This window comes from Streptomyces sp. NPDC044002 (assembly GCF_056434525.1).
This window is the reverse complement of sequence record NZ_JBWKEZ010000001.1, coordinates 34188-56495: the sequence shown is the minus strand read 5'-3', so window position 1 is coordinate 56495 and position 22308 is coordinate 34188. Positions and strand designations below refer to the sequence as shown.

The following is a 22308-nucleotide window of genomic DNA, read 5'->3' as shown; positions in this document are numbered from 1 at the left end:
TACCCCCCCCGGCCGCGCCACTTCCCCCCCTTCCCCCGCTCCCAGCCCCCCCCCCCCCCCCCCCCCCGGGGTGGGAGGGGGCCCGGAAGGGCCGCTTCGGGGTACGGGGGGAGCCATGTGCCGCCTTGTCTGCGCTCCGGCCGGTGCTGCGGGGCGGCGGCGCGGCCGGGCCCCCACCACCCCCCAGCTGAACGCCCCCACCCCCGCCCGGGTCACGGGCCCCGGTGGCGGCTGCCCGCACCGGGCGGGCCGGCTCCGGCGCAGGGCCCGGCCTGCCGCCGGCCTCCACGGGACCCCCGCCGGGCCCTGACGGGGGCTCACTGTCCGCTCCCCTCGGTGCGGCGGGAGGCGCGGCGGCGCTGTCCGGTGCGGCGGCCGGGCGGGCGGGTGGCTCCGGCGGGTCGCTTGCGGCCCGGCTCCCGGCGCCTGCGTTCCTCCCTCAGGCACTCCCGCAGCCCTTCGGGATCGATGCCCTCGTTGCAGGCGTGGTGGAGGAGCTGGGCGAACCGGTACTCGGCGTCGGCCCGCAGGGCCAGCCCGAACGCGATCCGGGCGGTGGGCTCGTCCCCCGTGGACCAGGACACCCAGCCGGCCAGGGTCAGCGGGGCCGCGGCGTGTTCCCCGTAGGCGCCGACACAGCGCCTGGCCAGGGCCCGCCACAGCCGCAGGGCGGGCGCCGCCTCCTCGTCCTCCATCCACTCCGCGGCGATGTCGCGGATCTCCCGGTCCTGGAGTCCGAGGATCACTGCGGCGGCTTCGTCGTGGCCGAGCAGCGCGTCGTCCCAGTCGTCGGCGCGGGGCCCGCCCTCGGCGGGCGGTGCGAGGGTCAGGCGCCTCATCAGGGTCCGGGCCAGGGCGAGGGTCTCCGCGCCGACCTCCTCCCGGGTCGCCCCGTCGAGGATCTTCGGCACCAGGGCCGTGGCGGCCCGCTCCAGGGCTTCCTCCTGCTCGGTGGCCCAGGCCCCGCCGAGCGGGGTCAGCCGGCCCTCGATCTCCTTGAGGGAGCCGCGGACCCGGAGCCCCGCGAAGGTGGCCGCGGCGGCCATCACCGAGGTGCCGGGCGGTGCCAGCGGATTGCCCTCGGCCGGGCAGCATCCGTCGTCGCCGCAGGTGTAGGACCAGTAGCGGCCGGCGGAGAGGCACAGCGCCTCCAGGACGGGCACGTCGAGGGCTCCGCAGGCGATCCGGATCCGCTGGGCGAGCGGCCGCAGCCGGGTCATGACCCGCTGCCCGCTCTCGCCGGCCCGGGGGTCCTGGCAGAGGAAGACCACGATGCCGTCGGGCTTGCCGGCGCGCCGTTCGCTGCCGTGGACGAGGCATTCGGCGACCTGCCGGGCCGTGTCCTCCCATTCGGCGGGGGCCAGGGGGATGCCCACGCGCAGCCGGCCGCCGAAGCGTCCGTTCTCGCCGTGCACGGCGACCATGACGAGGGAGTCGGTGGGGTGGAAGCCGAGCATGTAGGGCAGCGCGTCGGCCAGTTCCGCCGGGCTGCGCAGGGTGATCTGGGGTTCGGTGGGGACTCCGGACGGGCTGATGGAGGGCCGTCCGGACGGGCTGGTCGGTTCGTGGTTCGTCGTCATGCGTCCGACGGTCCCGCGACCGCTCCGATCCGGAAACCCCTGTGGATAACCCGTTCGATCTTCAATTTCCACAGGTCCGGAGCCGCATTGGCGCGATGTCAGAGCCATCGGGTTGCATGGGGGCATGAACGCAGACCTGAGGTCCTCGGCCGATTCCGTACTCGCCCGTCTCGTGGGCGACCCCACGGGCACCGCGCGGCTGCGCGAGGACCAGTGGCGGGCGATCGAGGCCCTCGTCGCGCACAAGCGGCGGGCCCTCGTCGTCCAGCGCACCGGCTGGGGCAAGTCCGCGGTCTACTTCGTGGCCACGTCCCTGCTGCGGGCGGGCGGCGCCGGACCCACCGTGATCGTCTCCCCGCTGCTGGCGCTGATGCGCAACCAGGTCGAGGCCGCCGCGCGGGCGGGCATCCACGCGCGGACCATCAACTCCGCCAACCCGGAGGAGTGGGAGGGCATCCAGGCCGAGGTGGCGGCCGGCGAGGTCGACGTCCTGCTGGTCAGCCCGGAGCGGCTCAACAATCCGGAGTTCCGCGACCAGGTACTGCCCAAGCTGGCGGCCGCCACGGGCCTGCTCGTGGTCGACGAGGCGCACTGCATCTCCGACTGGGGGCACGACTTCCGCCCCGACTACCGCCGGCTGCGCACGATGCTCGCCGATCTCCCGCCGGGCGTGCCCGTGCTGGCGACGACGGCGACCGCCAACGCCCGGGTGACGGCCGACGTCGCGGAGCAGCTCGGCACGGGGGCGGGCACGGACGCGCTGGTGCTGCGCGGCCCGCTGGACCGCGAGAGCCTGAGCCTGGCGGTGCTGGCCCTGCCCGACGCCGCGCACCGGCTGGCCTGGCTCGCCGACCACCTCACCGAGCTGCCCGGCTCCGGGATCATCTACACCCTGACGGTGGCCGCCGCCGAGGAGGTCACCGCATATCTGCGCCACCGCGGGCACACGGTGTCCTCGTACACCGGCAGGACGGAGAACGCCGACCGCGAGCAGGCGGAGAGCGACCTCCAGGCGAACCGGGTCAAGGCCCTGGTGGCGACCTCCGCCCTGGGGATGGGCTTCGACAAGCCCGACCTGGGCTTCGTGGTGCACTTGGGTTCGCCTTCCTCCCCCATCGCCTACTACCAGCAGGTCGGCCGCGCCGGCCGCGGGGTGGAGCACGCCGAGGTGCTGCTGCTGCCGGGCCGTGAGGACGAGGCGATCTGGCAGTACTTCGCCTCGGTGGCCTTCCCTCCGGAGGAGCAGGTGCGCCGGACCCTGGACGCGTTGGCCCAGGCGGGGCGGCCGCTCTCGCTGCCCGCGCTGGAGCCTCTGGTGGACCTGCGCCGGACCCGGCTGGAGACGATGCTGAAGGTGCTCGACGTGGACGGGGCCGTGCACCGGGTGAAGGGCGGCTGGACGGCCACCGGCGAGCCCTGGGTGTACGACTCGGAGCGGTACGCCTGGGTCGCCCGGCAGCGGGCCGCCGAGCAGCAGGCGATGCGGGACTACGCGGCCACGACCGCCTGCCGGATGGAGTTCCTGCGCCGCCAGCTCGACGACGAGGAGGCCGCCCCCTGCGGCCGCTGCGACAACTGCGCGGGCGCCCGCTTCACGGCTGACGTCTCGGGCGCCGCGCTGGACACCGCGCGGGGCGAACTGGGCCGCCCCGGAGTGGAACTGGAACCGCGCAGGATGTGGCCGACCGGGCTCGCGGCGGTGGGTGTGGACCTCAAGGGGCGGATCCCGGCCGGGGAGCAGTCCTCGACCGGGCGTGCCCTGGGCAGGCTGTCCGACATCGGGTGGGGCAACCGGCTGCGCCCCATGCTGGCCCCGCAGGAGGCCGACCAGCCCGTTCCGGACGATGTGGCGCAGGCCGTGGTGGCCGTGCTCGCCGACTGGGCCCGGGGTCCCGGCGGTTGGGCCTCGGGGGCCGCCGACGCTCCGGCCCGGCCGGTGGGCGTGGTCGCGCTGCCTTCGCGGAGCCGCCCGCAGCTGGTCGGATCCCTGGCCGCGCGCATCGCCGAGGTGGGGCGGATCCCCCTGCTGGGGGCGCTGGAATACACGGATCAGGCACCGCAGTTCGGGCTGCCGTCCTCGAACAGCGCCCAGCGGGTCCGCGGGCTCCACCAGGCGTTGACCGTGCCGCCAGCCCTGGCGGCAAGTCTTTCCGAGGTCCGGGGCCCGGTGTTCCTCGTCGATGATCGTGCGGAGAGCGGATGGACCCTCGCGGTGGCCTCGCGGCTGCTGCGTCGGGCGGGGGCCGAGGGGGTGTTTCCGCTGGTGCTGGCGCTCCAGGCTTAGCGGGATGCGTCATCTTCGGCGTGGGGGGCAAGGATATGAGCGGCATACCGGCGAATTCCGGTCCGCCGCCGCAAATGCTCATTGCCCCATCCTCGCGGGCCACGCGAGAATCGGAGTGCTCCCGCTCGGCTCGTCGGCACTCTCCTGGGCCGCGCTGCGGCGCGCCCACACCTCAGCCGTGCCCGTACGCGGGCGTGTACCCGAAGGGAGGACCGTGACCTTCGGATTCGCCCCGTCCTCGACCACGTCACTGGCAGCGGCGGCCGGTGGCGCCAGCCGTCACGGCAGACTGCTCGAACCCTCCGAGTGGACGGCGGCGGGGGTCCCCCTGCTCCGCAATCCGCGTGAGGTGGTCAGCGGGCTGCACTCCCGGCACAGCCCGACGCCGTCCACCGCCGTCATAGCCGTGCTCGGTCCCGAGGAACAGCTCGTCGCGAGCGCCTCGTTCGTGCAGAAGTCCGTTTCGGCGGACGGCTGGGAGTACCGCAACGCGCTGCTGTCGCGGCTGCGCCGGGTCATCCCGCACGACCTGCGGCGGCGGACCCCGGTGCGGACGGCGGTGCTGATGTACTGCCGTGACGGGGACGAGCGCTGGACCGAGGAGGACGGCGCCTGGATGTGGGGGCTGCGCGACGCCTGCACCCTGCACGGGCTGCGCTGCGGCGCGTACATCACGCTGACCCGCGGCGGCTGGCAGGTGGTGGGTGAGGGCCGGGGCGGACGCCGGCCCGGTTCGGACTCCCGTCCCGAGCCGCTCGGCTCGCTGACTCCCGAGCTCACTCCGCTGACGCTGAGCACCGTGGGCGGAACGTCGGAGCCGCTGCGCCGGACCGCAGCGCGCTGAACGGCCCGCGCACCGGCGGGCCCGCGGGGGTCCCGGGCCCCGGTGGCGGGGTCCCGACCCCCTTCGGCGGCAGGACCCGTACGCCTGCGGAAGCCGTCGCGCACCGCGCCGTACGGGCGGGGGCAGCCCTCACGGCCGCACTCCCGTGAAGGGGGTACGGCTGGTCGGGCTCCGGACTTCAGCGGGGCCGGCCCGTGGCCCGCCCCGCCCCTCGCCCGTGCCGGGTACGGGGCGTCAGACGCCCGCACCCAGAACGGAGTTGATCTGCTTGACGTCGCCGCACACGATCAGCAGCGCACCCGCCCGGGCAAGCGCCACCGGCAGTGCGGTGGACGTCGCCGAGACCGGTCCGCCGTTGGCCGCGAAGACCACGACGGGGCGGCCGGAGGCGCGCTGCACGTGCGCCGCGTCCGCGTAGAAGACGTCGTCCCCGGCGTCGTGCTGGGCCCAGTACGAGGCCTCGCCGAAGGACAGTTCGTGGGCGGCCCACGGGTGCGGGTCGCCGGTGGTGATCACCAGGATCTCACCGGGCGCGCGCCCGGTGTCGAGCAGCAGGTCCACGGCCTCCTCGGCCGCGTCCAGCGCACCCTCGGCGGAGGCCGGGATCAGCTGGACCTGCGGGACCGCCGCCGAGACGGACGGCGCGGCGGGGGCTGCGGGAACGGGTCCGGGGGTGGTCTCGGCCGCGCGCGGTGCGGGCGGAGCGGGCCGGGGGGCGACACCCGCGCGGCTCGCCGCGGCGGGGGTGGGACCAGGGCGCCCGGGCCGGGGAACGGCTACGGGACGCGGACCAGGTACAGGGCGGGGGGTCTGCGCGGTGCGGCTCGCGGCCGGCGTGACGCGGGGACCCTGGGCACTCTCGTGAATCTGAGGCTCCTCGATGGCGGGGGTGAGAGGCATGAGTTGATATCTATCAAACACCGGTACGAAACGTACCGGTCGGTGGCACGTGGGTGCGATCAGAAATCGAAGCCGAGTTGGCCTCCGTTTTCCAGCTCCAGCGCTTCCTCGCTGCGGCGCACCTTCTTCAAGTGCCGCCACTGGGGCAGCGCGTCGAGGTAGGACCACGAGAGCCGGTGGTACGCGGTGGGCCCGCGCAGTTCCAGCGCGGCCCGGTGTACGGGCGAGGGGTAACCGGCGTTCGCGGCGAAGGCGAAGTCCTCGATCCCCTCGCCCGGTTCGCCGAGTTCGGCCATCATCCGGTCGCGCCGGACCTTGGCGATCACCGAGGCCGCGGCCACGGCGATGCAGGACTGGTCGCCCTTGATGACCGTCCGGACCCGCCAGGGCGGGCCGAGGTAGTCGTGCTTGCCGTCGAGGATGACCGCGTCGGGCCGCACCGGGAGCGCGTCCAGCGCGCGTACCGCCGCGAGCCGCAGGGCCGCCGTCATCCCGAGTTCGTCGATCTCCTCCGGGGAGGCGTGTCCGAGGGCGTGGGCGGTGACCCAGTCCTCCAGGACCTCCAGCAGCGCGTCGCGCCGCTTCGGGGTGAGCAGTTTGGAGTCGGTGAGCCCCTCGGGCGGCCGGCGCAGGCCGGTGATCGCCGCGCAGACGGTGACGGGACCGGCCCAGGCCCCTCGTCCGACCTCGTCGACCCCGGCGATGACCTTGGCGCCGGTGGTTGCACGGAGGGAGCGCTCGACGGTGTGGGTGGGTGCTTCGTACGGCATGGCGCCAGCAAGGTTACGCCGCCCCGGGCCGCCTGCACACCCCGGCCCGGGGCAAGCGGCGCCGGGGCGCCTCCGCGGGGCCGCGCGGCGTACGCGCGCCGCCCGTCGCGGGGCCCCCACCCGGCGCCCGAAAGGCGCCCGTACGGGTCCGGCCGCCGGCGTCGGCGGGCCCTTACGTGAGCCGGCGGCCGGGCTCCCCGAGGGGTCACACCCGGAGCATCGGCACCATCACGCCGTCGATCATCTCCGCGATCTCGACGTCCGGCCATTCGCTTCCGCATACCTTCGCGCGGTACATGAGCATCGCCGGAATCACATCGGTGAGCAAGGGACTCGTGGCGTCGACCCGAACGTCACCCCGCTCCATTCCACGCTGGAGCAGCTCGCGTATCACCTCGTGGGCCGGCTCGTGCAGGCCCTTCCAGATCACTTCGCGGAACAGGTCGGCATGGGCGTGGTCGCATTCGTGAAGGACCGCACGCAAGGCCATCCCGGCCTGGGAGCGCATGACGTCCCGCATCCGCACGCACAGCACGTACAGGTCCTCGCGCACCGATCCGTGGTCGGCGACCTCCCCCAGCGCGGGCAGCCCGGTCCGCAGCACCTCCGCCACCAGGTCGGTCTTGGTGGGCCAGCGCCGGTAGACGGCCGCCTTGCCGGTGCGCGCCCCGGCCGCGACCGCCTCCATGGTGAGGGCGTTCCAGCCGACGGTGCTCAGCTGGTCCAGGGCGGAGTCCAGAATCGCCCGTTCGAGCGCCGGCCCCCGCCGGCGCACCGGCGCCGCCCCCGCCGACCAGCCCGAATCCGCCATGCCCGTACCTCCGACCGGCCCGCGCGATTCCCGCGCACATTTTCAGCCTTAGTGAACGCTTGCGTTCCCTACATTCGGGCTCCTACCGTGGACCCGCAGTGAACGATTGCGTTCACTATTTCACTTCGGGGGGATCCACAGTGACAAGCGTTCAGCTCGACAAGCCCCGGATACCAGGGGCCGCCCGACGGCCCGGACGTCCAGGGGTGGCGCTCGCCGTCATCGCCGCCTGCCAGCTCATGGTCGTCCTCGACGCGACCATCGTGAACATCGCGCTCCCGCACATCCAGACGGCGCTCTCCTTCTCCACCACCGACCTCTCCTGGGTGATCAGCGCCTACACCCTCGCCTTCGGCGGACTGCTGCTGCTCGGCGGCCGGGCCGGCGACATCCTGGGCCGGCGCCGCGTCTTCGTGACCGGAATCCTGCTGTTCACCCTGGCCTCCCTGCTCGGCGGATTCGCCCAGGAGCCCTGGCAGCTGATGGCGGCCCGCGCCCTCCAGGGCGTCGGCGGGGCCATCGCCTCGCCGACGGCGCTCGCCCTGATCACCACGACCTTCGCCGAAGGCCCCGACCGCAACCGCGCCTTCGGGGTCTTCGCCGCCGTGTCCGCCGGCGGCGGCGCCGTCGGCCTGCTGGCCGGCGGCATGCTCACCGAGTGGCTCGACTGGCGCTGGGTGCTCTTCGTCAACGTGCCGATCGGCGTGCTCATCGCCGTCCTCGCCCCGCTCTACATCAACGAGTCCGAACGCCACCCCGGCCGCTTCGACGCCGCCGGCGCGCTCACCTCCACCGCCGGGATGACCTCGCTCGTCTACGGGTTCATCCGCGCGTCCGAGGACGGCTGGCGCGACTCGCTGACGATCGGCTCCTTCGCCACCGCCGTCGTCCTGCTCGGCCTCTTCGTCCTGATCGAGTCGCGCGCCGCCGAACCGATCATCCCGCTGCGGATGTTCGCCGACCGCAACCGCGCCGGCACCTACCTGATCATGCTCGGCCTCGCCGCCGCCATGTTCGGCATGTTCTTCTTCATCGTCCAGTTCGTGCAGAACGTGCTGGGCTTCTCGCCCATCCAGTCCGGTGTCGGCTTCCTTCCCGTGACGGTGGCGATCATCGCCGCCGCCGGGCTCTCGCAGCGGTTCCTGCCGCGCCTGGGCCCCAAGCCGTTCATGGTCACCGGATCGGCGCTCACCGGGATCGGCCTGGCCTGGCTGACCTTCATCCGCACCGACAGCACCTACCTGTCCGGCGTGCTCGGCCCGATGCTGCTGTTCGGCTTCGGCATGGGCCTCAACTTCGTCACCCTCACCCTCACCGCCGTCTCCGGCGTGTCACCGCGGGAGGCGGGCGCGGCCTCCGGGCTGCTGAACGCCAGCCAGCAGGTGGGCGGTTCGCTCGGCCTGTCGATCCTGGTCACCGTCTTCGGCACCGCCGGGCGCGACGAAGCCGCCAAGCAGGTCCCGGACTTCATGGCCCACGCCGAACCGGGGCAGCTGGCCGCCTTCAAGCAGACCGGGCAGCTGCCGGACCCCTGGGGGGACCTCGTCCTCACCCGGGGCATCTCCACCGCCTTCATCGCCGCCGTCGCCATGGCGGGGCTCGCACTGGCCACCGCACTGCTGGTGATCCGGGTGCGCAAGAGCGACCTGGAGGCCCTCAGCGGAGCCGCCGCCGAGGCAGGCCCCGCGGCCTGAACCCACCGTCCGCCCAATCCGCCCAAGGCGGAGACGCACACAGACGTACGAGGAGCCCCGGGCGCGGAACCACCCCCGCGCCCGGCACCCGCCCGCCCGGCACCACCGCCACCCGGCCGGGACCCCTCAGCAGCCGGTACCCGTCAGCCGGGCAGCCCGGGCAGCCACGCCGGAAGCGCCTCGGTCCGGTCCAGCCAGGCCTGCGGCAGCACCGCGTCCCCGCGCCCGCCCAGTACCCCGCCGACGATCGCGCAGGTGGTGTCCACGTCACCACCCACCTGGGCGGTGGTCCAGAACGCCCGCTCGAAGTCGCCCAGCGCCCGGGCCGCCGACCACAGCGCGAAGGGCACCGTGTCGTGGGCGCTCGTGCGCCGCCCGCAGCCCAGCACCGCGGCGACCGTCGTCGCGTCGCCGTAGTCCAGCATGTCCCGCGCCCTGCGCACGCCCGCACCGACGGCGCTGCGCGGCACCAGGGCGATCACCCCGTCCAGCAGGGCCTCGGCGGTCGGCGGGCCGGCCGGGGACGCCGCCAGCGCGGCCGCGGCGGCGACGGCCATCGCCCCGCACACCGCCTCGCGGTGCTGGTGGGTGGTGTAGGCGGAGATCTCCGCCTGGTGCGTGGCCTGCTCGGGGTCGTCCGCGTACCAGGCGCCGAGCGGGGCGATCCGCATGGCGGCGCCGTTGCCCCAGGAGCCCTGCCCGTTGAAGAGCTCGGCGGCCAGCGTCCGCCAGTCCTCGCCCTCCCGGACCAGGCGCAGCATGCGGTTCACGGCGGGCCCGTAGCCGCGGTCGAAGTCGTGGTGGTCGGCGAAGGAGGCCGCCAGGGCGTCCTGGTCGACGCGGCCGTGCGTGGCGAGCACGGCCAGCACGGAGCAGGCCATCTCGGTGTCGTCGGTCCACTGCCACGGCTCGCTGCCGGCCGGCAGCTCGCGCCGCTTCAGCAGCGGGTAGTTGACGGGAACGAAGTACTGGGAGCCCAGGGCGTCCCCCAGGGCCAGCCCTCGGAGGCTGGACAGGGCGCGTGCGTAACGCGTTTCGGAAGTGGAATCAGCGGTCATCGCGCGTCACTTTAGCCGTCCAGGTCATAAGGCTCGGGTGTGGTCCACCGCTCAAACGGGCGGTCCATCCGGTAGCGGCCGTCGGGTCCGAGCAGCAGGACACGGTATTCGCCGTTGCCCGGGTTGGACAGGGCCTCGAACTCGGCCACCGACCAGTGGAACCAGCGCATGCAGAACAGCCGCATCGTCAGCCCGTGGGTGACCAGCAGGACGTTCTCGGGATGGTCGGGGGCCTCGAAGCTGCGGTAGAGGCTCTCCAGGAAGGAACCGACGCGGTCGTACACGTCGGCGCCCGACTCGCCCTGCGCGAAGCGGTAGAAGAAGTGCCCGTAGGCGTCCCGGTACGCCTTCTGGAGCTTCACGTCGTCGCGGTCCTGCCAGTTCCCCCAGTCCTGCTCGCGCAGTCGGGGCTCCTCGCGCATGCGCACCCGCGCCGGGTCCAGCCGCAGCTCGCGGAAAGTCTGCAGGGTCCGGCGGTAGGGGGAGACGTACGCGCTGATGCTCTCCTCGCCGAAGAGCTCGCGCAGCCGCTCCCCGGCAGCCGCCGCCTGCTCGTGGCCGGTGCGGGTCAGCCGCAGGGCGTGGTCGGGCTCCCGCTCGTACACCGTGTCATCGACGTTCCCCTCCGATTCCCCGTGCCGGACAAGGACGATGCGCCGTGGTCGAACCATCCCCCGACCCTATGCGGCCGCCGGGGCGGCCACGGCCCGGGCACGCCGGTCGGGGGCGGCGCTTGTCCTACGGTCATACCGTCCAGCCGGGTTCGAGGTCGACGACGTCCCCGGTGAGCGCCTCCACGTCGGCCTCGGTCTGGGCGCGCAGCGAGAGCCGCTCGACCCGCTCCTGCCGGTACTTGCCGTGCTCCGCCGCCGCCCGCCACATGGACAGCACCAGGAACTCCCGGCCGGGCGCCTCCCCGAACAGGCCCCGGATCATCCCGGGCGAACCCGCCATGGCGGGGTTCCACACCTTCTCCTGCATCAGCGCGAAATGGTCCACGCGCCCTTCCCGCACCCGGGTGTGGGCAACCCGCACCACGTCGGCGTCGCTGAAGCGCGGCTCGAAGCCAGTCTTCACGTCGAAGCGATGGTCGAAGAGCGTGACCCGGGCATCGGTGTAGGTGCCGTTCTGCGAGGCGGCCAGTCTGTCGTGCGAGCGGGCCATGAAGGAGTCGTAGAAGGAACGGCTCTCCCAGAACGCGAAGACATGCGCGACCCCCTGCCGGCCTCTGCTCCAGCCGCCGCCCTGCCCCCGGAATCCCGGTTCGCCGGGCAGCCCCGCCCACTTGCGCTGCCCGCGCTCGAACCCGCGTCGGTCCGTCACCGTGCAGCGAATCCACTTGACCAGCACCGCGCCATCGTACGGGCCGGGCGCGGTCCCGGTCAGTCCCCGGAGCGGTGGATCCGTACCAGTTCCGCCGCATCCCGCTCGGGCAGCCGAAGCCCGAACTCCCGGTCGAGGAAGGCGGGCAGCAGGTCGGGACGCACCGTCTCCCGCTCGGTCCGCCCGTCGGGGAACAGGCGCGTCAGCTCGCACCCCACGAGCGTCTTGCGCACGGCGTCCCCGGGGAGCTGCACGGTGGTCTTCCCGACGAAGGCGGACCGGGGGTGCGTGGAGCTGTAGTGGTTCAGCACGACGTAGTCCACGGGGTGGTACCGCTGCGGGGAGAAGGCGTACAGGTCCCACCAGCCCTCCCCGCGGCGGGTCCGGAGCACGAGGACGTCTTCCTCCTCCTCGTGGACCGCGTACGTCCACGGCCCCTGGCGTACCTCGGTGCCGGGCCGCGCGAGCGGGACGGGCTCGCGCGGGCCCATGTAGCCGAACCCGGCGTCGCAGAGCCACGGTTCGCCGTCGACGGTGACGACGAGCACGGCGTGCGTCACCGCGAGCAGCGAGTCGCCCCGGGTGCGGTTGCGGGCACCGCGTCCGGAGACCTCGAAGCCGATCCGCTCCAGGGCGGCGGCCAGCAGCGAGTTCTGCTCGTAGCAGTAGCCGCCCCTGCGGGCGCGCACGAGCTTGTCCTCCAGGGCCTTGACCTCCAGCTCGACGGGGCGGCCGAGCAGGACGTCCAGGCTCTCGAAGGGGATGGCGGCGGTGTGGGCCCGGTGCACTTCGTACAACGTCTCCAGGTCGGGCCCGAGTTCCCCTGCCGCCCGCCCCGTTCCGGCGCCGAGGCCGATCCGCTCCAGGTAGGCGTCCAGGTCCAGTTCCTCACCGCTCCACATGGCTCCCCGCTCCCCCGCCGTGAAATCCGTATGCCCGGGCGTCGCCGGGCCCCGCACAATGATCGCCATGACCGCCTTGCACACCAACCCGCTCTTCGCCCGGCTCGCCGGCGCGGAGCGCATCCTCGTCGCGGGCGCCGGCGGCGGCTTCGACATCTACTCGGGCCTGCCCGTCGCCCTCTCGCTGCTGCACCAGGGCAAGGAGGTCCACCTGGCGAACCTCTCCTTCAGCACCCTCGCCGGCCTGCCCCCCGAGGAGTGGGCGGCCCCCGACCTGGCCGCGGTGACCCCGGACTCGGCGCCCCACCTGTCCTACTTCCCGGAGCGGACCCTAGCCCGCTGGCTCCGGCTGCACGGCTACCCCTCCACCGTGTACGCCTTCCCCCAGATCGGGGTGCAGCCGCTGCGCGCCGCCTACCGGGCGCTGATCGACCTCCACCGGATCGACGCGGTGGTGCTGGTCGACGGGGGCACGGACATCCTCATGCGGGGCGACGAGGCGGGCCTCGGCACGCCCGAGGAGGACCTGACCAGCGTGGCGGCACTGGACGCGCTGGACGACGTACCGGAACGGCTCGTGGTGTCGGTCGGCTTCGGCGTCGACGCGTACCACGGGGTCAGCCACGCCCTGGTGCTGGAGAACATCGCGGCGCTGGAGCGGGACGGCGCCTACCTGGGCGCGTTCTCGATCCCCAGGGCCACGCGGGAGGGAGCGCTGTTCCTGGACGCGGTGGCCCACGCGCAGGAGCACACGCCGGACCGGCCCAGCATCGTGGCGGGTTCGATCGCCGCGGCCGTCCGGGGTGCCTTCGGCGACGTGCGGTTCACCGAGCGCACCCGGGGCAGCGAGCTGTTCGTGAACCCGCTGATGTCGCTGTGCTTCGCCTTCGAGCTGCGCGGGCTGGCCGACCGCTGCCTCTACCTGGACCGCATCGAGGACACCCATCTGATGCGGCAGGTCCACTCCAGGATCGCGGAGTTCCGCGAGGACCTGGTCACCCGCCCCTCCCGCGCGATCCCCCACTGACGGGCGGCCCGGCACGGGTACGGCGAAGGGGACCGGCCGTGGGCCGGTCCCCTTCGTTCGTGTGCGGCGGGTCAGCCGTCAGCTACCCGCGCGGGCTCAGCTGCAGCCGCTGGTGGAGCCGCAGCCCTCGCAGATGTAGCAGGAGCCGGCGCGCTGCATCTTCGTACCGCAGGAGAAGCAGAGCGGGGCGTCGGCGGAGACGCCCATCTGCATCTCGACCAGCTCGGCGTTGCTGTGCGCCGTCTTGGGGGCCGGGACCGGGACGATCGCCACCGGCTTGGCCACGGCGGCGACGGGCGCCGACTGGGCGAGGGACTCGGTGTCGAGCTCCTCCTCGTCGAGCGGCTCGTAGGAGCCGGTGTCGAGGTGGCGCTGACGCTCCTCGGCGGAGTGGATGCCGAGCGCCGAGCGGGTCTCGAAGGGCAGGAAGTCCAGCGCCACGCGACGGAAGATGTAGTCGACGATCGACTGCGCCATGCGGACGTCGGGGTCGTCGGTCATGCCGGCCGGCTCGAAGCGCATGTTGGTGAACTTCGCGACGTACGTCTCCAGCGGGACGCCGTACTGCAGACCGACGGAGACGGCGATCGAGAAGGCGTCCATCATGCCCGCGAGGGTCGAACCCTGCTTGGACATCTTCAGGAAGACCTCGCCCAGGCCGTCGTCCGGGTAGGAGTTCGCGGTCATGTAGCCCTCGGCGCCACCGACCGTGAAGGAGGTGGTGATCCCCGGGCGGCCCTTGGGGAGGCGCTTGCGGACCGGACGGTACTCGATGACCTTCTCGACCGCCGTGCGGATGGTCTCCTCGGCCTTCTCGGTGATCTCGGCCTTCTCCTCCTCCTTCTTCTTGGCGGAGAGGGGCTGGCCGACCTTGCAGTTGTCGCGGTAGATCGCGAGCGCCTTGACGCCCATCTTCCACGCCTCGAAGTAGATCTCCTCGATCTCCTCGACGGTCGCCGACTCCGGCATGTTGACCGTCTTCGAGATCGCGCCGGAGATCCACGGCTGGATCGCGGCCATCATGCGGACGTGGCCCATCGCGGAGATGGAGCGCTCGCCCATCGCGCAGTCGAAGACCTCGTAGTGCTCGGTCTTCAGGCCCGGGGCGTCGACGACGTTCCCGTGCTCGGCGATGTGGGAGACGATCGCCTCGATCTGCTCCTCCTGGTAGCCCAGGCGGCGCAGGGCCTGCGGGACGGTGCCGTTGACGATCTGCATCGAGCCGCCGCCGACGAGCTTCTTGAACTTGACCAGGGCCAGGTCCGGCTCGACACCGGTGGTGTCGCAGGACATCGCGAGACCGATGGTGCCGGTCGGCGCGAGGACGGAGGCCTGAGAGTTGCGGAAGCCGTTCTTCTCGCCGAGGCGCAGGACGTCCTGCCAGGCCTCGGTGGCCGCGGCCCAGATCGCGTTGTCCAGGTCGTCGGTGCGCGGCGCGACGGCGTTGGCGTCGGCGTGCTGCTTCATGACGCGCTTGTGCGAGTCGGCGTTGCGGGCGTAGCCGTCGTACGGGCCGACGATGGCGGCCAGCTCGGCGGAGCGCTTGTACGCGGTGCCGGTCATCAGCGAGGTGATCGACGCGGCGAGGGTGCGGCCGCCGTCCGAGTCGTACGCGTGGCCGGTCGCCATCAGCAGGGCGCCGAGGTTGGCGTAGCCGATGCCGAGCTGGCGGAAGGCGCGGGTGTTCTCGCCGATCTTCTGGGTCGGGAAGTCCGCGAAGCAGATGGAGATGTCCATCGCGGTGATGACCAGCTCGACGACCTTGGCGAAGCGCTCGGCGTCGAAGGACTGGTTGCCCTTGCCGTCGTCGTTCAGGAACTTCATCAGGTTCAGCGAGGCGAGGTTGCAGGACGTGTTGTCCAGGTGCATGTACTCGCTACAGGGGTTGGACGCGGTGATGCGGCCGGACTCGGGGCAGGTGTGCCAGTTGTTGATCACACCGTCGTACTGGATGCCCGGGTCGGCACAGGCCCACGCGGCCTCGGCGAGCTTGCGGAAGAGCGCCTTGGCGTCGACCTTCTCGATGACCTCGCCGGTCATACGGGCACGCAGGCCGAACTCGGTGCCGTTCTCGACGGCCGTCATGAACTCGTCGTTCACGCGGACGGAGTTGTTGGCGTTCTGGTACTGGACGGACGTGATGTCGTCGCCGCCCAGGTCCATGTCGAAGCCCGCGTCGCGCAGGGCGCGGATCTTCTCCTCCTCCTTCACCTTGGTGGCGATGAAGTCCTCGACGTCCGGGTGGTCCACGTCCAGGACGACCATCTTGGCCGCGCGGCGGGTGGCACCGCCCGACTTGATCGTTCCTGCGGAGGCGTCGGCGCCGCGCATGAAGGAGACCGGGCCGGAGGCGTTGCCGCCGGAGGAGAGGAGCTCCTTGGAGGAGCGGATGCGGGAGAGGTTCAGGCCGGCGCCGGAGCCGCCCTTGAAGATCATGCCCTCTTCCTTGTACCAGTCGAGGATCGACTCCATGGAGTCGTCGACGGCGAGGATGAAGCAGGCGGAGACCTGCTGCGGCTGGGGCGTGCCGACGTTGAACCACACCGGGGAGTTGAAGCTGAAGATCTGGTGCAGGAGGGCGTAGGTCAGCTCGTGCTCGAAGATCTCCGCGTCGGCGGGGGACGCGAAGTAGTCGTAGTCCTCGCCGGCCTTCGTGTAGGTCTTCACGATGCGGTCGATGAGCTGCTTCAGACCGGTCTCGCGCTGCGGGGTGCCGACAGCGCCGCGGAAGTACTTGCTGGTGACGATGTTGACCGCGTTCACCGACCAGAACTCGGGGAACTCGACGCCGCGCTGCTCGAAGTTGACCGAGCCGTCGCGCCAGTTGGTCATGACGACGTCACGGAGCTCCCAGTTCACCTCGTCGTAGGGGTGCACGCCGGGGGTGGTGTGGATGCGCTCGATCCGCAGGCCGCCCTTGGCGGCCTTGGTCCCCTTGGCGCGGGAACCACGTGCCGAGCTGCTCGCCGTCTCTGTCATGCCGCCTGCCTCCCATATGCGGGCAAAAACGCCCTAAAGTGCCAGCGCTATTCCGCGGCACAGTGCTGTGTGTCTTGTTTCTACGAATCTCGCCCCACTGACCGGCCGGGCCGCGCTGCACTGCGGCCCCGAGCGGTCAGTCGGCGGCGGAGGCGGGCACGGGGACGACCGCGGGGGTCCCTCCGGGCTCGCACTCGTGGGGGTGAGGCCGCGGCTCGCGCAGTTCCGCGATGGCGGTCTCGAAGTCTTCAAGGGTGTCGAACGCTTTGTAGACGGATGCGAACCGCAGGTAGGCGACGAGGTCGAGTTCCTGCAACGGGCCGAGTATGGCCAGACCCACGTCGTGGGTGGTCAGCTCGGCGCTCCCGGTGGCGCGCACCGCCTCCTCGACCCGCTGGCCGAGCTTGGCGAGGGCGTCCTCGGTGACCGGCCGCCCCTGGCACGCCTTGCGCACGCCGGAGATGACCTTGGTACGGCTGAAGGGTTCGGTGACCCCGCTTCGCTTGATCACCATCAGCGAGGCCGTCTCCACCGTCGTGAAGCGACGGGAGCAGTCGGGGCACTGACGGCGCCGGCGGATCGACGTTCCGTCGTCGGTGGTGCGGCTGTCGACGACGCGGCTGTCGGGGTGCCTGCAGAAGGGGCAGTGCATGGTTCCCTCACCCTCCTCTTGGCACGACTGAATCACCCCACGGAGCCCCTCAACGACGGAGAGCGAGTCTTCGCCGGGGGCTCGTGAAGCAGCCACAAGCATATGCGATCCCGGGGACCTCGGCGGACCGAGGACCACAACTTCTGGGTGGCCGCGCCCATCCAACCACTAGATCTTGGGTTGGGCCGGATTTGCGCCACTCCGCGTGTCGCGGTGTCCGATGGCCGGATGCGGGGGTTCGCGGTGCCACACTGGGCCCAGCGCCGGGCCCCGCCCGGGCATGGCCGATCCAACCGGGAAGGGTACCGTAAGGAGCGGACGCGGAGCCGAACCCACGTTCGGCCGGACCGGCGCAAAACACATTCCGCTTGACCGCCCCGGCGGTCGCTTTCGGACGCACGGCCGTCACCCATATCGGCCGCCCATACACCCGCCGATCTAACCCAGGCGGGGGATCCGCGATTTTTCACTCGAACGTGTGTTTGGCGCAACCTTTCGAAAGCTACTACCGTTGTCCAGCTAGGGAGAACATTTCGAGAGGGGCCGACGTGACCACCACCGCAGACAGTGCCACCATCACTGCCCAGAACCGCTCCCAGAGCCGACTCGAGCCGGTGCATGCCATGAACGACGCCAGTCAGAACCAGGAGGCGGAGGCCGTACGCCCCGCTCGCTCCCTGCCAGGGCGACCTCCAGGCATCCGCGCCGACAGCTCCGGGCTCACGGACCGGCAGCGGAGGGTGATCGAGGTCATCCGGGACTCCGTGCAGCGCCGCGGCTACCCGCCGTCGATGCGCGAGATCGGCCAGGCGGTCGGCCTCTCCAGCACCTCCTCCGTGGCGCACCAGCTGATGGCCCTGGAGCGCAAGGGCTTCCTCCGCCGAGACCCGCACCGGCCCCGCGCCTACGAGGTGCGCGGCTCGGACCAGCCCAGCTCGCAGCCCACGGACACCACCGGCAAGCCCGCCGCCTCCTACGTCCCCCTGGTCGGCCGGATCGCGGCCGGCGGGCCGATCCTGGCCGAGGAATCCGTCGAGGACGTGTTCCCCCTCCCCCGCCAGCTCGTCGGTGACGGCGAACTGTTCGTCCTCAAGGTCGTCGGCGACTCGATGATCGAGGCCGCGATCTGCGACGGCGACTGGGTCACCGTCCGCCGCCAGCCCGTCGCGGAGAACGGCGACATCGTCGCCGCCATGCTGGACGGCGAGGCCACCGTCAAGCGCTTCAAGAGGGAGGACGGCCACGTGTGGCTGCTCCCGCACAACGCCGCCTACCAGCCGATCCCCGGCGACGAGGCGACCATCCTCGGCAAGGTCGTGGCCGTGCTGCGACGGGTCTGACCCGGCACGCCGCCCCTCATCCAGCTCCGGGACCCCCTGCGCCGGTCCCGGAGCTGCTCCATGTCTGCGGGCGCTACCGCCACCCGTCCCCGCGGGCGCGCGTATGCCCACACCGCCCCTACGGGCCTACCCGGCCGCCTCCGGGGCCGTGACCGGGCCGCCCTGCCTGCCGTCGGCCCTGCTTGCCGTCGGGCTTACTTGCCGTCGGGCTTACTTGCCGTCGGCCTTCGCGCTCGCGTCGATGGCGGCCAGCGAGCGGCGGACCTGGTTGCGGTCCGTCGTGTACCAGAAGTCGGGCAGCGAGGCACGTAGGAAGCTCCCGTACCGGGCCGTGGCCAGGCGGGGGTCCAGGACCGCCACCACGCCCCGGTCACCGGAGGCCCGTACGAGCCGGCCGGCGCCCTGGGCCATCAGCAGGGCGGCATGGGTGGCCGCGACCGCCATGAAGCCGTTGCCTCCGTTCTCCTCGACCGACTTCTGCCGCGCGCTCATCAGCGGGTCGTCGGGGCGCGGGAACGGGATCCTGTCCATGATCACGAGCTGGCAGCTGGGCCCGGGCACGTCCACGCCCTGCCAGAGGGACAGCGTGCCGAACAGGCAGGTCTTCGGGTCCGCCGCGAAAGTCTTGATCAGCTCGCCGAGCGTCTCCTCGCCCTGGAGCAGGATCGGGTTGTCGAGCCGCCCGCGCAGCTCCTCGGCGGCGGCCTTGGCGCCGCGCATGGAGGAGAACAGGCCCAGGGTGCGGCCGCCGGAGGCTTCGATCAGCTCCGCCAGCTCGTCCATCATGTCGCCGCGGGTGCCCTCCCGGCCCGGCGTCGCCAGGTGCTTGGCGACGTAGAGGATGCCCTGCTTCGGGTAGTCGAACGGCGACCCGACGTCCAGGCCCCGCCACACCGGCACGCCCTCGCCCTCCACCCCTTCCGGGGAGAGTCCCAGCGAGGCCGCGACCCCGTTGAAGTCGCCGCCGAGCTTGAGGGTGGCGGAGGTGAGGACCACCGAGCGGTCCTCGAAGAGCTTCTCGCGCAGCAGCCCCGACACCGAGAGGGGGGCGACCCGCAGGGTCGCGCCGAAACGGTCGTGGCGCTCGTACCAGACGACGTCGTACTCGGAGCCGTTGGTGATCCGCTCCGCCACCGTGTGGACGTTCTCCACGGCGGCGAGGGCCTGCTTGCGGACGGCGTCCTCGTCGTGCACGGACTTGTCCCGCGTGGCACCGATCGCGGAGATCACGTTGCGTGCGGAGTCGCGCAGCGACATCAGCGCGTAGCCGAGGTCCTCGGGGATCTCCTCCAGACGGCCGGGGAGCGCCAGCTCCATCACCCGCTCGAAGGTCTCGGCGGCGGTCTGCAGGGAGTCCGCGGTCTTCTCGTCGACCAGCTTGGCGGCACGCTTCACGGCCCGGTTGACCTGCCCCGGGGTGAGCTCGCCGGTCGCGACACCGGTGACGCGGGAGACCAGCTCGTGCGCCTCGTCCACGATCAGCACCTCGTGCTGCGGGAGCACCGGGGCACCCTCGATGGCGTCGATGGCGAGCAGCGCGTGGTTGGTGACGACCACGTCCGCGAGCTTGGCCCGCTCACGGGCCGCCTCCGCGAAGCACTCGGCCCCGTACGCGCACTTCGTGGCGCCCAGGCACTCCCTGGAGGAGACGGAGATCTGGCTCCAGGCCTTGTCGGAGACGCCGGGGGTGAGGTCGTCGCGGTCGCCCGTCTCGGTCTCGTCCGCCCAGTCGCGCAGGCGCAGCAGGTCCTTGCCGAGCTTGCTGGTCGGGGTGGCCGCCTCGAACTGGTCGAAGAGGCCCTCCTCCTCGTCCTGCGGTACGCCCTCGTGGAGGCGGTGCAGGCACAGGTAGTTGGACCGGCCCTTGAGCATGGCGAACTGCGGCCGCCGGCGCAGCTGCGGGTGGAGCGCCTCGACCGTGCGCGGCAGGTCGCGCTCGACGAGCTGGCGCTGGAGCGCGAGCGTCGCCGTGGCGACGACCACGCGCTCGCCGTGCGCCAGGGCCGGCACCAGGTAGCCGAGGGACTTGCCGGTGCCGGTGCCGGCCTGGATCAGCCGATGGGAGTTGTCGTCGATCGCTTCGGCGACGGCTTCGGCCATGGCCACCTGGCCGGGCCGCTCCGTGCCGCCGACGGCGGAGACGGCGGCGTGCAGCAGGTCGGTGAGGGAGGGCTTCGTCATAGCACTGCCAACCCTACGGGGCGCCACCGACAGCGACCGCATCGATCACTCTTCAGGGGCCGTGCAGGGGGTTGGGCACGGTGCCGTGGACGACTGCGCCCGGGCGGTCCGGGCGGTCGCGGTAGCCGTCCGCGTGCAGCCGGTTCCGGTTCAGGCAGAGCCGGTCGATCCGCTCCGTCAGCAGGTCGAAGAGGCGGTGGCGCTCCTTGTCCTCGGGGAAGCGGGCCTGGTGGCGGAGGATCTCCGCCCGCACCAGGGACCAGAAGGCGCCCTCGGGCACGCCGAGCCGGTCGTCGCAGAGGGCGGACAGGTAGCGGAAGACGCCGATGAACAGTCCCGAGTGGATGAACTGGGTGAGGAAGCCGGGCGGCTCCGCGAGCAGCGCCGCCCGCACCTCGTCGGGCATGGACGCGTGCTCGGGCAGGGGCGTGCTGCTGATGTTGACGTCGTCCACGAAGTCCTTGACGGCCAGGCGGACGGGGACGTCCCGCTCGTCGAAGATCACGACGGTGTTCTCGCCGTGCGGGGAGAACACCGTGCCGTAGCGGTAGAGGAAGTGCAGCAGTGGGGGCAGCAGGGCCGCGAAGAGGCTGCGCAGCCAGGCCTCGGGGGTGAGGCCGGAGCGGGCGACGAGTTCGGCGGTGAAGGAACGCCCGCGCGGATCGACGTGGAGGAGGGCGGCGAGGGTGCGGGCGCGTTCGCCGGGGTCGAGCCGGCCCGCCAGCGGCTCCCGCCAGATCGCGCCGAGGAACTCTCTGTACTGGTAGGGCACCTCGGGGAGCCCGTCGTACACGGGGTGGCGGACGGTGACCGAGGCGACCTCTCCGAGCAGTACGACCCGGCATTCGTCGCGCAGGAAGGGGTCGGCGTCGCGGAGCGAGTGGATCCAGGCGGTGACGGCGGGCGCGGCCACGCTGAGGTCGCTGGGCAGTCCGCGCCAGACGGTGGTGTTGAAGACGGACAGCGGGAGTTTGACGCTGTGCCGGTCGGGACGGGTGAGGTTGAGGAAGGTGCGGATCGACTGCTGCGGGATCCTGTCGTCCGGGTCGGCGGGGAGCGGCACGAGGGCGCCGGAGGCGAGGGCGGGCGCGAAGAGGGGCAGGACGATCTCGTCCCACTGCCAGGGGTGTACGGGGAGGTACAGGTAGCGGAGCGGGTCGAGGCCCCGGTCGCGGAGGATCCGGTCGAACGCCGCACGGGTGGCGGGATCGAGCTCTGCCGCGTAGAGCCGCGCCGGATCTTCCAGGCCGGCGGTGCCCCGGTACTCGGCCAGGGAGGTGTGGGCGGCGAGCCACGGCAGCCGCTGCCGGGTGCGCGCCTCGGGGGCCCAGGCGGCGGCGTCCGCGGCGGACCACCCCACGCGGCCCTTGTTGGCGACGAGCCAGGGATGGCCGGTCTGGTGTCCTTCGAGCGCCGCGTAGTCCAGGTCTGCGAGGACGTCGGCGGTGAGCGCGTGGTGGTCGAGCCGGGCATCGGCGGCGAGGGTGGAGCTGAGCTCGTGGATCAGGTGGCCGAGGGTCGGCCCGTCGATGCGCAGCAGGGTGCGGGCCCGGACGAGGAAGCCGTACGGGTCCCCGAACGTGGTCGGGGGCTCGGTGGAGGGGCCCGGCGGGGTCAGCGTGATGGTGTCCGGCGTGACCTGCCAGCTGCCGTAGGCGCGCCGGCGGGCGCGGAAGCCCAGACTGCTGCCGTCGTCGAGGGTCAGGGTCCAGGCGTCGCCGGCGGCCGCGGGCACGGGTTCGGGGCGGACGATGTCCTCGTACGCGAACTCGCCGAGCATCTTGGCCAGCAGTCGGCGCGCCGCGAAGTCCCAGGTGGGCTGGTTGATTTCGGGGGGCGTGCACGGGTGCTGGGGCGACGGAGGAACGGCGTGCTCGGCCGGGTCGGGGGCTGCGGGGAAATTCGGCACGGGACTCCTCGGATATCGGGAACCTTGCTGAGCGACGCGGAGTTCTGGAGATGA

17 protein-coding genes are annotated in these 22308 nt (G+C 72.3%); 5 read left to right on the top strand and 12 right to left on the bottom strand.

Features of this window, described 5'->3' with window-relative positions:
- Positions 1-317: 317 nt before the first annotated feature.
- Positions 318-1580 carry a DUF4192 domain-containing protein gene (locus AC07A6_RS00230; protein WP_362461549.1) on the bottom strand — a complete coding sequence of 421 codons (1263 nt, stop codon included), beginning with the start codon at positions 1578-1580 and terminating at the stop codon, positions 318-320.
- Positions 1581-1704: 124 nt separating this feature from the next.
- Here AC07A6_RS00230 and AC07A6_RS00225 point away from each other — a divergent pair, with 124 nt between their 5' ends.
- A complete protein-coding gene (locus AC07A6_RS00225) occupies positions 1705-3864 on the top strand; it encodes a RecQ family ATP-dependent DNA helicase (RefSeq protein WP_362461546.1) in 2160 nt (719 codons plus the stop codon).
- Positions 3865-4078: 214 nt separating this feature from the next.
- Positions 4079-4708 (top strand): hypothetical protein, encoded by a 630-nt coding sequence (locus AC07A6_RS00220; protein ID WP_362461543.1) that lies wholly within the window; start codon positions 4079-4081, stop codon positions 4706-4708.
- A gap of 234 nt (positions 4709-4942) precedes the next feature.
- On the opposite strand, the gene AC07A6_RS00215 is transcribed toward AC07A6_RS00220, so the two are convergent.
- The 3 genes from AC07A6_RS00215 to AC07A6_RS00205 all read right to left on the bottom strand — a co-directional run bounded on the left by AC07A6_RS00215 (position 4943) and on the right by AC07A6_RS00205 (position 7189).
- Positions 4943-5608 (bottom strand): hypothetical protein, encoded by a 666-nt coding sequence (locus tag AC07A6_RS00215; protein ID WP_362461541.1) that lies wholly within the window; start codon positions 5606-5608, stop codon positions 4943-4945.
- Between the two features lie 59 nt (positions 5609-5667).
- A complete protein-coding gene (locus AC07A6_RS00210) occupies positions 5668-6378 on the bottom strand; it encodes a ribonuclease HII (protein ID WP_362461538.1) in 711 nt (236 codons plus the stop codon).
- A gap of 205 nt (positions 6379-6583) precedes the next feature.
- Positions 6584-7189 (bottom strand): TetR/AcrR family transcriptional regulator, encoded by a 606-nt coding sequence (locus AC07A6_RS00205; RefSeq protein ID WP_478775412.1) that lies wholly within the window; start codon positions 7187-7189, stop codon positions 6584-6586.
- Between the two features lie 140 nt (positions 7190-7329).
- On the opposite strand from AC07A6_RS00205, the gene AC07A6_RS00200 reads away from it, so the two are divergent.
- Positions 7330-8883 (top strand): MFS transporter, encoded by a 1554-nt coding sequence (locus AC07A6_RS00200; protein WP_478775411.1) that lies wholly within the window; start codon positions 7330-7332, stop codon positions 8881-8883.
- Positions 8884-9026: 143 nt separating this feature from the next.
- Here the strand turns inward: AC07A6_RS00200 and AC07A6_RS00195 are convergent, their stop codons facing one another.
- The 4 genes from AC07A6_RS00195 to AC07A6_RS00180 all read right to left on the bottom strand — a co-directional run bounded on the left by AC07A6_RS00195 (position 9027) and on the right by AC07A6_RS00180 (position 12166).
- Positions 9027-9941: an ADP-ribosylglycohydrolase family protein gene (locus AC07A6_RS00195; protein WP_478775410.1), complete on the bottom strand. Its 915-nt coding sequence runs from the start codon at positions 9939-9941 to the stop codon at positions 9027-9029.
- 11 nt (positions 9942-9952) lie between these two features.
- Positions 9953-10612, bottom strand: a complete 660-nt coding sequence (locus AC07A6_RS00190; RefSeq protein ID WP_362461526.1) for a histidine phosphatase family protein — start codon at positions 10610-10612, stop codon at positions 9953-9955.
- A gap of 73 nt (positions 10613-10685) precedes the next feature.
- A complete protein-coding gene (locus AC07A6_RS00185) occupies positions 10686-11291 on the bottom strand; it encodes a YdbC family protein (RefSeq protein ID WP_007266991.1) in 606 nt (201 codons plus the stop codon).
- Positions 11292-11323: 32 nt separating this feature from the next.
- Positions 11324-12166: an arylamine N-acetyltransferase family protein gene (locus AC07A6_RS00180; protein WP_478775409.1), complete on the bottom strand. Its 843-nt coding sequence runs from the start codon at positions 12164-12166 to the stop codon at positions 11324-11326.
- Between the two features lie 67 nt (positions 12167-12233).
- Here AC07A6_RS00180 and AC07A6_RS00175 point away from each other — a divergent pair, with 67 nt between their 5' ends.
- Positions 12234-13193, top strand: coding sequence for a DUF1152 domain-containing protein (locus AC07A6_RS00175; protein ID WP_478775408.1), 960 nt, complete (start codon positions 12234-12236; stop codon positions 13191-13193).
- Positions 13194-13289: 96 nt separating this feature from the next.
- On the opposite strand, the gene AC07A6_RS00170 is transcribed toward AC07A6_RS00175, so the two are convergent.
- Both AC07A6_RS00170 and nrdR read right to left on the bottom strand, forming a co-directional pair.
- Positions 13290-16172 (bottom strand): vitamin B12-dependent ribonucleotide reductase, encoded by a 2883-nt coding sequence (locus tag AC07A6_RS00170; RefSeq protein ID WP_478775407.1) that lies wholly within the window; start codon positions 16170-16172, stop codon positions 13290-13292.
- A 136-nt stretch (positions 16173-16308) separates the two neighbouring features.
- Complete coding sequence (gene nrdR / locus AC07A6_RS00165; protein ID WP_125816927.1) at positions 16309-16824, bottom strand: transcriptional regulator NrdR; 516 nt, start codon at positions 16822-16824, stop codon at positions 16309-16311.
- A 548-nt stretch (positions 16825-17372) separates the two neighbouring features.
- Between nrdR and lexA the strand changes: the two genes are divergently transcribed.
- Positions 17373-18164: a transcriptional repressor LexA gene (gene lexA / locus AC07A6_RS00160; protein WP_125602045.1), complete on the top strand. Its 792-nt coding sequence runs from the start codon at positions 17373-17375 to the stop codon at positions 18162-18164.
- A 210-nt stretch (positions 18165-18374) separates the two neighbouring features.
- Here lexA and AC07A6_RS00155 read toward each other — a convergent pair whose 3' ends face one another.
- Positions 18375-20345, bottom strand: a complete 1971-nt coding sequence (locus AC07A6_RS00155; RefSeq protein WP_362461510.1) for an ATP-dependent DNA helicase — start codon at positions 20343-20345, stop codon at positions 18375-18377.
- A 52-nt stretch (positions 20346-20397) separates the two neighbouring features.
- On the bottom strand, positions 20398-22254 hold the full coding sequence (locus tag AC07A6_RS00150; RefSeq protein ID WP_478775406.1) for an IucA/IucC family protein: 1857 nt from the start codon (positions 22252-22254) through the stop codon (positions 20398-20400).
- Positions 22255-22308 lie beyond the last annotated feature (54 nt).